Annotated in this window: 11 protein-coding genes; all 11 read left to right on the top strand. The window is 37.9% G+C overall.

Going from position 1 to position 12,484, the window contains the following annotated elements:
- Positions 1-59 precede the first annotated feature (59 nt).
- The 11 genes from IFO69_RS09085 to IFO69_RS09035 all read left to right on the top strand — a co-directional run bounded on the left by IFO69_RS09085 (position 60) and on the right by IFO69_RS09035 (position 12,465).
- A complete protein-coding gene (locus tag IFO69_RS09085) occupies positions 60-821 on the top strand; it encodes an exodeoxyribonuclease III (protein WP_192009742.1) in 762 nt (253 codons plus the stop codon).
- A gap of 41 nt (positions 822-862) precedes the next feature.
- The gene (locus IFO69_RS09080; RefSeq protein WP_192009741.1) at positions 863-1,264 is read left to right on the top strand and encodes an ATP-binding protein; all 402 of its coding nucleotides are present in this window, start codon (positions 863-865) and stop codon (positions 1,262-1,264) included.
- A 3-nt stretch (positions 1,265-1,267) separates the two neighbouring features.
- Positions 1,268-1,702, top strand: a complete 435-nt coding sequence (ybeY, locus tag IFO69_RS09075) for an rRNA maturation RNase YbeY (RefSeq protein ID WP_192009740.1) — start codon at positions 1,268-1,270, stop codon at positions 1,700-1,702.
- Positions 1,703-1,864: 162 nt separating this feature from the next.
- Positions 1,865-3,730, top strand: coding sequence for a tRNA uridine-5-carboxymethylaminomethyl(34) synthesis enzyme MnmG (gene mnmG / locus IFO69_RS09070; protein WP_192009739.1), 1,866 nt, complete (start codon positions 1,865-1,867; stop codon positions 3,728-3,730).
- 1 nt (position 3,731) lies between these two features.
- On the top strand, positions 3,732-4,625 hold the full coding sequence (locus tag IFO69_RS09065) for a class I SAM-dependent methyltransferase (RefSeq protein WP_192009738.1): 894 nt from the start codon (positions 3,732-3,734) through the stop codon (positions 4,623-4,625).
- 77 nt (positions 4,626-4,702) lie between these two features.
- Positions 4,703-6,346, top strand: coding sequence for an Ig-like domain-containing domain (locus tag IFO69_RS09060; protein WP_225444057.1), 1,644 nt, complete (start codon positions 4,703-4,705; stop codon positions 6,344-6,346).
- A 655-nt stretch (positions 6,347-7,001) separates the two neighbouring features.
- Positions 7,002-7,757 (top strand): hypothetical protein, encoded by a 756-nt coding sequence (locus IFO69_RS09055; RefSeq protein ID WP_225444056.1) that lies wholly within the window; start codon positions 7,002-7,004, stop codon positions 7,755-7,757.
- A 141-nt stretch (positions 7,758-7,898) separates the two neighbouring features.
- Entirely contained in the window at positions 7,899-8,711 is an 813-nt protein-coding gene (locus IFO69_RS09050) for an alpha/beta hydrolase (RefSeq protein WP_192009736.1), read from the top strand.
- 124 nt (positions 8,712-8,835) lie between these two features.
- Entirely contained in the window at positions 8,836-9,225 is a 390-nt protein-coding gene (locus tag IFO69_RS09045) for a DUF1801 domain-containing protein (RefSeq protein WP_192009735.1), read from the top strand.
- A gap of 270 nt (positions 9,226-9,495) precedes the next feature.
- Entirely contained in the window at positions 9,496-9,945 is a 450-nt protein-coding gene (locus tag IFO69_RS09040) for a MarR family winged helix-turn-helix transcriptional regulator (protein ID WP_192009734.1), read from the top strand.
- A 114-nt stretch (positions 9,946-10,059) separates the two neighbouring features.
- A complete protein-coding gene (locus IFO69_RS09035; protein ID WP_192009733.1) occupies positions 10,060-12,465 on the top strand; it encodes a 3-hydroxyacyl-CoA dehydrogenase/enoyl-CoA hydratase family protein in 2,406 nt (801 codons plus the stop codon).
- The last annotated feature ends 19 nt before the right edge of the window (positions 12,466-12,484 follow it).

Genomic DNA, 12,484 nt, shown 5'->3' with positions numbered 1-12,484 from the left:
TAATTAGTCTAAAAGGATAAAATAAAATCTAAAGACTAAACAAATTAAATCTTATATATATGAATATCGTATCCTATAATGTCAACGGTATTCGGGCAGCCATGAGGAAAGGATTTTCGGAATGGTTGGCAGCATGTTCACCGGATATCATCGGCTTACAGGAAATAAAGGCCAACACTGATCAGATTGAGATCAGTGTATTTGAAGACTTGGGTTATCATACTTATTGGTACCCTGCCGTAAAAAAAGGATATAGTGGTGTAGCCATCTTGAGCAAAGAAAAACCCAAACACATTAAATATGGAATGGGTTTAGACGCTTACGATGATGAGGGGAGAATGATCCGTGCTGATTATGATAACTTCTCATTTATCAGTGCTTATTTTCCTTCTGGCACTACCGGAGGTCCTCGGCAAGACTTCAAATATGCCTTTTTGGACGATATTTATGGGTATTCGCAGGACTTGAACAGGGATTTTCCTAATCTAATACTTAGTGGCGACTATAATATCTGTCACAAAGCCATAGATATTCATAATCCTGTTGCGAACAAGAATTCCTCTGGTTTTTTACCAGAAGAAAGGGCCTGGATGGATAAATTCACTTCATCTGGTTTTGATGACAGCTTTAGATTGGTCAATCCAACACCCCACCAATACACATGGTGGAGTTATCGCGCCAATGCCAGAAACAATAACAAAGGCTGGCGTATAGATTACCATATGACAAGCTCATCCATGAAAGAAAAAGTAAAGAGAGCATGCATATTGCCAGAAGTAATACACTCTGATCATTGTCCTATTCTATTGGAAATTGATTAAATAGAAAATTTAAGCAGAAGAATAATAACCATAAAGACTTAATGAAATCTATCAAAATTACTATTCCTTCTCTTATTGAGAACATCAAGATCATAGAAAGTTTCATTGATAACGCTAAGGAAAAATTCCAGATCAATGATGATATCTATGGAAACATTATGATTTCAGTAACGGAGTGTGTCAGTAACGCTATCATTCATGGCAATAGGAATGACGCTTCAAAATCAGTCAACCTTGAACTCAATTTCCTGGAGAACCAGTTAAAGTTTATTATTGAAGACGAAGGCCAAGGGTTTGATTACGAAAACCTAAAAGACCCTACTGCTCCAGAAAATATCGAAAAATCCGGTGGCCGTGGTGTCTTTATCATGAAGAACCTTTGCGATGAAGTTGATTTTGAAAATGAAGGCAAGAAAACCGTCCTAACTTTCTACATGAATTAACCTATGGCAATCAATTTCTTTCAGGAAGACATTATATACAACCTCCCTCAAAAGAACCTAACCAAAAAATGGTTAAGGGAAGTTGCCAAAAGAGAAGGATTTATAATAACTGATCTAAACTATATATTCTGCTCAGACGAATATTTATATAAAATCAACGTTGATTACTTAGATCATGACACTTATACCGATATTATTACTTTTGACAACTCAGAAGAAGAAAACACCATTGAAGGAGATATCTTTATAAGTATCGAAAGAGTAAAGGACAACGCCAAAACTGAAAACCAAGACTTTCATCATGAAGCTTTGCGCGTTCTTAGCCATGGACTTCTTCATCTCTGCGGCTACAAAGACAAAAGCAAAGAGGAAGCACATTTAATGAGACAAAAAGAAAACGCTTCATTAGACAGTTATTCAGAACTAACAAAACAATAAAACCACTGTTCCACGTGAAACACTACAAAACACATAATCCAATAAAACGTTCCACGTGAAACACTCAACAACAAAACACTCTCACTGTTCCACGTGAAACAGTGAAAACAAAATAATTGACATAAAAGTGTTCCACGTGGAACACTCATAAATACAAATAATATGTTTCCAGAATATGACGTAATAGTAGTTGGGGCAGGGCATGCTGGCTGTGAAGCAGCTCACGCAGCAGCAAAGATGGGAAGTTCGGTACTGTTATGTACCATGAACATGAATACTATTGCCCAAATGTCATGTAATCCAGCAATGGGAGGTGTAGCAAAAGGACAGATCGTTAGGGAAATTGATGCTCTTGGTGGGCAATCTGGTATCATTTCTGATAAGTCCATGATTCAATTCAGAATGCTAAACCGATCAAAAGGTCCTGCTATGTGGTCTCCAAGATCACAAAATGACCGAATGAGATTTGCAGAAGAGTGGAGATTAGCCTTGGAAAAAACGCCCAACGTTGATTTTTGGCAAGAAATGGTCACTGGTTTAGTCGTGAAAGACAAAAGGGTAGTAGGGGTAAAAACCAGTATAGGGCTTGAAATCAAGGCCAAATCTGTTGTTCTAACGAACGGTACTTTCCTCAATGGCTTAATCCATATTGGAGAAAAACAATTTGGAGGAGGTCGTACAGGTGAATCAGCTGCACGAGGAATTACAGAGCAGTTGGTGGAACTGGGTTTCGAAGCAGGAAGAATGAAAACGGGTACACCTCCAAGAGTCGATGGAAGAAGCCTTGACTATTCAAAAATGGAGGTTCAGTATGGCGATGAAAACCCTGAAAAGTTCTCTTTCTCCGATGAAACAACACCTCTCAAAGAACAAAGAACTTGTTGGATTACTTACACTAACAAGGAAGTTCATGAAACATTAGAAACGGGTTTCGATAGATCCCCTATGTTTAATGGAAGAATTCAGGGCTTAGGTCCACGTTATTGTCCATCAATTGAAGATAAAATCAATCGATTTGCTGAAAGAGATCGACATCAAATATTTGTAGAACCAGAAGGATGGGATACAGTAGAAATCTATGTCAATGGATTTTCCACTTCTTTACCGGAAGATGTACAATATAAAGCGATCAGAAAAATAGCTGGTTTCGAAAACTGTAAAATGTTCAGACCAGGCTACGCCATAGAATATGACTTCTTCCCTCCAACTCAATTGAAACTAACCTTGGAAACACAATTGGTAGAAAACCTGTTTTTCGCAGGCCAAATCAATGGAACCACAGGTTATGAAGAAGCGGCCTCTCAAGGTCTAATTGCCGGAATGAATGCTGCTAGAAAAGTTCTAGAAGAATCACCTTTTATCCTTAAAAGATCAGATGCCTATATTGGAGTATTGATAGATGACCTTATCAATAAAGGGACCGAAGAACCTTATCGTATGTTTACCTCCAGGGCTGAATTCAGACTCTTACTGAGACAAGACAATGCAGATCTCCGCTTAACCCAAATGGGTCATGCCGTTGGCTTGGCATCTGATGAGAGATTAGAAAAAATGATCGATAAGAAGAATGATACAGCCAAACTGATTAATGATCTCAAACAGAAAAAACTAAGTCCTGAGGACATCAATACAGGATTGGAAGATATGGAAACAGCCACTATTAAAGAAAAAATAACAGTGGAGAAACTTCTTAAAAGGCCACAATTGGGCCTACAATCCATTATGAATTTAGATCGTGATATCAAATCCTATCTCACCAAATATCCTAAAGATGTCTTAGAACAAGCAGAAATTCAGGTCAAGTACAATAGTTATATTGAGAAGGAACAACAAATGGTAGAGAAGCTTAATAATATGGAAAACTTCAAAATTCCATTAAATTTTGATTACTTATCTGTTCCAGCACTTTCTGCAGAAGGAAAACAAAAACTACATAAGATTAAACCAGAAACTTTGGGCCAAGCATCAAGAATCAGTGGTGTTTCCCCAGCAGATTTATCTATACTCACTGTTTATTTAGGAAGATAACATGTACGAAAGATTAACCAAATGTCCACTTTGTCAAAACCAGAGTGGACTTTTTCTTAATCATTTGGTGGTGAAAGATCATAGTGTTTCCCATGAATCCTTTACTATTTGCAAATGTGACAAATGCCATTTTTTATTCACAAACCCACGTCCAGATCAGGAACATATCGGGGAATACTACAAGTCGGAAGATTACATATCCCATACTGATAAATCCAACAACATTGTCAATTTCATTTACAAACAGGTAAGGAAATATACTCTACAGCAAAAGGTAAATTGGATCAATAAACATACAGCGCAAAAGGGCAGACTTCTGGACTTTGGATCTGGAACTGGTCATCTCCTAAATCAAGCAAAAACCAATGGATGGGACTGTTGTGGATTAGAGCCAAGCAAAGAAGCCGCTAAAATTGCAAAGGATAATTTTGATCTGAATGTCTGTTCGGAAATAAAAGAATTGGATAAGGAAAAAAAATTCGATGCCATTACACTCTTTCACGTTTTAGAACACGTTCATGATCTTAAAGGAACAATGGAATTCTTGCTCAGTAAGCTCAAAAAAAGAGGCACTTTATTCTTAGCTGTTCCCAATTACGACTCCTATGATTCATCATTATTCAAGGAAAATTGGGCAGCATTGGATGTACCTAGACATCTTTATCATTTCACTCAGGAGACCATGCAATACTTAGCTGAAGAATATGACCTTCGAATAAGTGCAAAAGAACCTATGCCCTTCGACAGTTATTATGTATCAATTCTATCCAACAGTATAAAATATAACAAGAAAAATCTAATTAATTCCTTTTTGACAGGATATAAGTCAAATAAAAATGCTAAAATAAATAACAATAACTATTCAAGCATACTGTTTATATTAAAGAAGAAATGAATAAAAGATTTTACCAAATAGTTCTTGCTACTATAGCCATCATCTTTTGTTACGCATGCGCAAAACAAAGTTCTCCTATGGGTGGACCAAAGGATGAGGCCCCACCACAACTTTTATCATCCAATCCTAAGGACCAATCGCTCAATATCAAGCCAGAGCAAATCATCTTGGAATTCAACGAATACATTAAGGCAGATAACCCCATTCGAAATATTATTATCACTCCAAGTTTGGAGAAAGATAAGATGGAAATCCTTCCCATCAAGAATACTTTGAAAATCAAACTCAATCAGGAATTGGAAGATAGCACTACTTATGTGTTTAACTTTCAAAAAAGTATCCAGGATATATCAGAAAATAACCCCGCTGAAAACCTAAAATTGGTTTTTTCGACTGGAAGAATGATTGATAGCCTTAGCTTTTCAGGAAAGGTAGATTTTATATTTCCTCCCAAAACCCAAGAAATCAAAGATGTTCTTGTAGGTCTATACCGAATACAAGATGATACTATGGATGTGTTTAGCGATCCTCCCTATTACTTAACTCAAGCAGATTCATCAGGGAACTTTGAAATAACTAATATCAAAGGAGGAAAATACAGAGCCTACGCTTTTCAAGATAATAACAATACCTCCAAAGCTGAGTTTAAGAGTGAACAATATTCTTTTATAACTGATACCGTCTCTATCATGGAAGATGTTACCAATGCCCACTTTAGTCTTTATAGAGGTGACCTATCAGACTTTAAGGTCAACAGGACCTCAGCTATCGGAAGCAACTTTGATGTGGTGCTTAGCAAATCTCCGGCATCTCTACGAGTGGAACATCCAGATATTGGTCAAAAGCTATTCTATCGACTTGATGAAAAACAAATCAGGTTCTATCACACTGAAATAAGAGATGACAGTACACAAGTAAAACTAATTGTTCAGGACTCGGTAGGATTCAAAATAGATACCACTCTTTATGCATCATTTATGAACAGTGATAGAAAAGCGCAACTTTTGGAAGTCACATTGGGAAAAAACAAAGAGTTTAATCAAAGTATCAACACAGACTTCAGCTTTAACAAACCTGTAAATGTGATCCATTATGATTCACTTTATATCCAATACGATTCAGCTTCATTTATCCAAATTAAGCCAGAACATTTGAGCTTTAAAGACAGTGCAAGAAGGACGGAACTGGTATTGACAGTTCCTATCAATGACACACTCTCCATCAGCAATTATAATCTTCTAGCTGCCGACTCCACCTTTGAAGACGTAGAAGGGCAGTACAACAAAAAGTCCATCAAAACCAATTTCAAAAAACAGAATACAGATGATCTAGCAGACGAAGTATCTGGTAAAATCCTAACGGACGAATTACCTATCATCGTCCAGTTATTAAACACAGATGAGACAGTAGTAAAAGAAATCTATCTAACAGAAAACTTTGATTATAGCTTTAAAAAAATCAAAGCAGGAGAATATAAAATTAGAGCTATTATTGATAGGAATGGAAATAAAAAATGGGACCCAGGTAATTATCAAGACAAAAGACAGCCTGAACCAGTCTATTATTATTTCAATCAAGAAAGCAAATCATACAAGGTGCTCTTAAGAGGAAAATGGACCAATAATGATGTAAATATAGATGCCAGAAGAGAAACAGGCCTACCACAAACACCTATTGAAGAACCGAAAGAAGTAGAAGAAATCAGTCCAAATGAGATGTAGATAACTATGGAATATAGTGTGAATAACTGTCTATAACTTATGGACAAATTCAGAGTTATCCCAAAAGTAAATTCGCTTTTGGGATAATTTTTTTACCCCCATGGATAACCCCAAATTTATAAACGTCTATCCACATTTATACACACAGGAATTCATACACATTTTACCACATAGTCATTTATGCACAAAAATGAACAGATTTATAAAAGCACCTAATTCATAACAAGTTACAAGTTGATAAATTGTGAATAGGAAGTGAATTAACTATGGAAAAGAGATTGAAACCGTGTGGGTAAATAAATACCAAAAACTTACCCACAAATCCACACCTTAATAACTGTAATAGTTTTTTATTTAAAAAAGAATATAATATAACTATATAGGATGTGGATGAATTATGAAGTTGATGGGAAACACACCATTTCATCCAAATCCTAATGAGGTAAAGAGTTTATCAAGTTACTCAAACAACCAGATAGATTGCTTAGATCATCATTTCATTACTTTTAGAGAAACTTTAAAAAAGCTTCTGATGAAATCAATAAGAAAGATGCTGAAAACAAATAAAATTAGATAAATTTAAATTTGTGCCTTAAGGATGGCCGAAGATTTGAGGTGAAACTAGATCTGAGCGATGCCCTTTAGAAATAAAAATATGATGACAAAGCGATTATTCTTTATGTTGATCTTGGTGTTGGCCATACAAGCTTCATCAATGGCCCAGGATAAAATATACTTTACAGACTTTTACATTTCTGCAGGTTTCAAAAATCAACCTTACACGGAATTGAATCAATACTTTGCTGATGCAGGTTACCAAACTTTTGAAAAGCAAACAGCTACTTTGGGAGGAGGGGTTTCTTACGTGGCTATGTCAGGAATGGGCTTTTTTGCAGAGACAGAATTTAACTTGAACAAAAAAAGATACAGCAATGATTTTGTGAATTATCGTTATTTGCCCATCCATGTCACTGGAGGCTTTCAATATCATTGGAAGAATAGCAACATCAAGGATTGGAGATTTTACCCTAAAATCGGCGTGTATTATGGATCTACTTCTTTGGACATGATCGTTACAGATCTCAATACAGATTTCGGTGAGAACTTAATGGGCGGAATGAATACCAGCTTTATGTATCAGCGTAACATCGGATTGAATTTTAGCATCAATGCGGATAAAATTTTAGGAGCCTTTTTGAAGCCCACTACCCAAATAGGAGTTTATTCGCGAATGGGCCTTCAGGTAGGCTATATGTTGAATGTTTATTCTAGTGTGACCAAGTTGCGTCGCAATTTCAATCCAGACCTTCGGAAAGACCTGATCATTACGAATGCCCCGAAATTTGATCCCAGTGCTTTCTACATCAAATTGAATTTTGCAATTGGGAAGTTTGAAAAAGAAAGTGAATGAGGTAGAGAAATCCTGATTGAAAAACAGTGCTGAATTGATTTTATTTACCATTCTAAAATTTTTTCCTATATGTTCTCTAAAGTTTCTTTTAATTGCAAGGAAGATTAACAAATCAATTAACCTTGAATAAATTTTCCCAGCATGAAAAAGATATCGCTTATTTTTAGTTTTATTTTGGGCTTTAGTAGCTTGGTTTTAGCCAAGACAGATACCATCCAGGTTTATAGCCAAAAAATGAACAAGACCATTCCCAATTTACTTTTTACTCCTTCTGTTTATGATGAGTCGCTCACTTATCCCACTGTCTATCTTTTGCATGGAGCTGGTGGCAACTATACATCTTGGTCAGGGATTGCCGATTTACAGTATTTTGCGGACCTCTACGGCATGATCATAGTCTGCCCTGATGCAGGAGTCACCAGTTGGTATTACGACAGTCCTATAGACCCTAAAATGCAGTATGAGACTTTTGTGTCTATGGAGTTGGTTAATTGGGTGGATGAACACTATTCCACCAAAGCAGATAGAAACTATCGAGGGATTACTGGTTTGAGTATGGGAGGCCATGGAGGCTTATACCTGGGTTTTAAACATCAGGAGACTTTCAGTGTAGCTGGGAGCACAAGTGGTGGAGTAGATATCCGGCCTTTTCCTATGAACTGGGATATTGCCAAAAGACTAGGATCCTATGCGGAAAACAAAGAGGTTTGGGAAGAAAATACCGTGATCAATATGCTTTATTTGCTGGATGGAAGAAGCTTGGACATCATCATCGATTGCGGGGTACATGACTTCTTTTATGATGCCAATGTGCGGTTACATGAGAAACTGGAGCAACGCAATATTCCCCATGATTTTACAGCCAGACCAGGTGTACACAATGGAGACTATTGGAAAAACTCCATTGCTTATCAGCTTTTGTTTATGCATTCAAAGTTTGAAAGTAGGAAGTAAGTTTTAGTGCTTGACTACTTTTTGATAGGATCTGGGATAGGAGATTAAAACGCTATATTCGTTTTTACTTGCTCTATAGGATAGTTTTGAATAGATTTTGAGTGAAATTGTAACTGTCAGCGGTATGAATAGTGACATCAAAGTTTATCATCGCGCTCAGACCCAAGAGGACCAAGCCATTTGTGACTGTTTGTTTGAAATTATCGAAGCCAATCTTCCCAAAGCAGAAAGTAAAATTTGGCACCGGCATCCAGTTTGGTTTTTGGACGGCAATCCCATTGTGGGTTACAGCAAGCTGAAAGGAGGAATTCGATTATTGTTTTGGAGTGGGCAGTCTTTTGATGAATTGAAGTTGACTCCTGAGGGAAAATTTAAAGCAGCTGAAATTAGATATAACTCCTTAGAAGAAATCAATCATGAAGACCTGAAGCGATGGCTTGAAAAATCCCAAAAAATTCAATGGGATTACAAAAACATTGTTAAGCGAAAAGGAAGACTAGAAAGGTTGCTTTGATATGCTCAACCTATTTTAGGATAGGTCACTTTAAAGAGTTTAAGCTTTGGTACTTCGCCAGACACAGCAATCAAATTTTCAAGCATTAAAAATGTCTGGGGCTCTTTCTGATAAACAGGCCTGTTTAGCGAGCCTTCCCAGGTTAAACATACCCAGAATTTGCCTTAAGATTAATAAAATTCTTCTCGGAATATTTTTACAATAAATAGTATGCATGCATACGAAATTTTTTCTATCTTACGTTAAGCTAGTAAAGCATAACCCAAAAGTATGAAACCTGAAGAAACCGTCGATTTCCATATCAAGACTGCCTGGCATGCCATTTCACGCATGTATAACCAAAAGGCAGCTGATGAGGGCTTCACCACATCGATTGGTTTTGTACTCATCAATATCAATTCTAAGGAAGGTACGCCGGCAACCAAAATTGCCCCATTGATGGGCTTGGAAGCCAGGAGCCTTACCCGCATGCTTAAATCCATGGAAGAAAAAGGCCTGATTTGTAGAAAGCCTGACATTTCTGATAAGCGATCGGTCCGCATTTTTTTGACCCCTGAAGGCAAGCGGAAAAAAGAAAAATCCATCGAAACCATTCAAGCTTTTAACCACTCCATACGGGAAGTGGTCAGTGAGCGAGAACTGGAAAAATTCTTCGATGTGTTTCAGAAAATCAATCAAATCATCGAAAAAGAACAACTTAAGTCAATACACCCTCAATAGAGGGTTTAAAAAAAAAATCATTTCTATGTAACCAAGCATAATGCTGACCATTTCTTGAAGAGCAGCTGTAATTTGCGAGGTTCCATTTGACCATTGAAAATAAACTAAAATCAAATGAAAAGAGCCATTCAGAAAGTAGCTATTTTAGGTTCAGGAGTTATGGGATCCAGAATAGCCTGTCATTTTGCCAACATTGGCGTTCAGGTACTTTTGCTGGATATTTTGCCCAAAGAACCCAATGAAGCCGAAGCCAAAAAAGGATTGACCTTGGAAGATAAGGCTGTCCGCAACCGCTTGGTCAATGAGGCTTTGGAAAAGACCTTGAAAGCCAAACCATCTGCCATTTATGATCAGGATTTTGCTTCGAGAATTACCACAGGCAATTTTGAAGATGATCTTGCCAAAATCAAAGATTATGATTGGATAATCGAAGTGGTGGTGGAAAGATTGGATATCAAGCAATCTTTGTACGAAAAGGTGGAACTGCACCGTAAACCAGGTACTTTGATCACTTCGAACACATCTGGTATTCCCATGCAAATGTTGTGTCAAGGCAGAAGTGAGGATTTTCAAAGCAACTTCTGTGGGACACACTTTTTCAATCCCCCTAGGTACTTGCGATTGTTGGAAATTATTCCTGGACCCAAAACCAATCCTGAAATCATCGATTTCTTGATGGAATATGGGGACCGATATTTGGGCAAAGAAACGGTGCTTTGTAAAGATACGCCGGCATTTATTGCCAACCGAATAGGTGTTTATGCGATTATGTCAAGCATGCATACCATAGAAAAAATGGGCTTGGGTGTATCTGAAGTAGATAAACTTACTGGAACTGTCATAGGAAGAGCCAAGTCCGCCACCTTCCGAACCATGGATGTCGTAGGTTTGGATACCATGGTCAATGTGGCCAATAACCTCAATAAAGCCTTAGAAAATGATGAATCAAAAGATCAATTTAGGCTGCCGAAGATTGTCCAGTTTTTGAGTGATCAGAAATGGTTGGGTGATAAGACAGGACAAGGTTTTTTCCATATGATTCGGCATAAGGATGGCAGCAAAGAGTTGAAAGAAATTGATTTTGAGACTCAGGAATATAAGCCGGTAGAGAAGCCGAAATTTAAAGCCCTTGAAGGATCTAAAGATATTCATGACCTAAAAAAGCGAATCAAATTCTTGGTGAACTTTGATGATAAGGCTGGAGAGTTTTACCGAGCTACTTTCTATGACCTCTTCCGTTATTGTTCCAAGAGGATTCCAGAGATAGCCGATGAACTTTACCTTATTGACCAAGCAGTATGTGCAGGTTTTGGATGGGAATATGGCCCTTTTGAAAATTGGGATATTCTTGGTGTCAAGGATACTGTTGCGAAGATGGAAGCTGCTGGTCAAAAGCCCGCCGAGTGGGTGTATGAAATGTTGGAAGCAGGGCATGACAGTTTCTATCGGGTAGAAAAAGGCAACCGCCAGTATTATGACATTCCTTCCAAATCCTATAAAGATATTCCTGGACAGCAAGAATTGATTTTATTGGATACCCTAAAATCAGGAAATAAGAAGATTTGGGGCAATGCTGGATCGACCATTTATGATATGGGCGACGGCGTGATCGGTTTGGAATTCCATACCAAAATGAATTCCCTCGGTGCAGAAGTCATTGAAGGGATGAATACAGCCATCACCATGGCGGAAAAAGATTTCAAAGGTTTGGTGATCGGTAATGAGGGAGCAAACTTCTCAGCCGGTGCCAATCTGGCCATGATTTTTATGTATGCTGGGGACCAGGAATTTGACGAAATCAATATGATGATTGCCCAATTCCAGAAAACCATGATGCGGGTAAGGTACAGTGCCGTGCCAGTAGTTGTAGCCCCTCATAATATGGCTCTGGGAGGTGGATGTGAAATGTCACTTCATGCAGATTCGGTACAGGCTCATGCAGAATTGTATATGGGTTTGGTGGAATTTGGCGTAGGCGTTATTCCTGCGGGTGGAGGAACCAAAGAAATGACCCTACGCTTTTCCAATAATATTCATGATGGAGATGTGGAGTTGAATAGATTGCAGGAAGCCTTTATGAATATCGCTACGGCGAAAGTATCCACTTCCGCCCACGAAGCCAAAGCATTGGGTTACTTGCAAGATAAAGATGACATTACCATCAACCGCAAACGACAGTTGGCAGAAGCCAAAGCCAAAGTTATTGAGTTGTATGATGAAGGGTATACGCAGCCCGCACAGCAAAGCAATATTAAGGTGCTTGGTAAAACTTCACTGGCATACTTTGAGGCAGGCATAACCGGGATGCAATATGGGGACTATATCTCTGATCATGATGCTAAAATTGCCAGAAAACTGGCTTGGGTGATGAGTGGTGGTGATCTTTCACAGCCTACCGAAGTTTCAGAACAATACTTGTTGGACCTGGAAAGAGAAGCTTTCTTGAGCTTGACCGGAGAGAAAAAGACTTTGGAAAGAATCCACAGCATTCTGTTTAAGGGGAAACCTCTAAGGAATTAAAGAAGATTAAAGAGCCAAG

Source organism: Echinicola arenosa (genome assembly GCF_014841125.1).
GTDB lineage: Bacteria > Bacteroidota > Bacteroidia > Cytophagales > Cyclobacteriaceae > Echinicola > Echinicola arenosa.
This window is presented reverse-complemented; position numbering and strand designations above follow the sequence as displayed.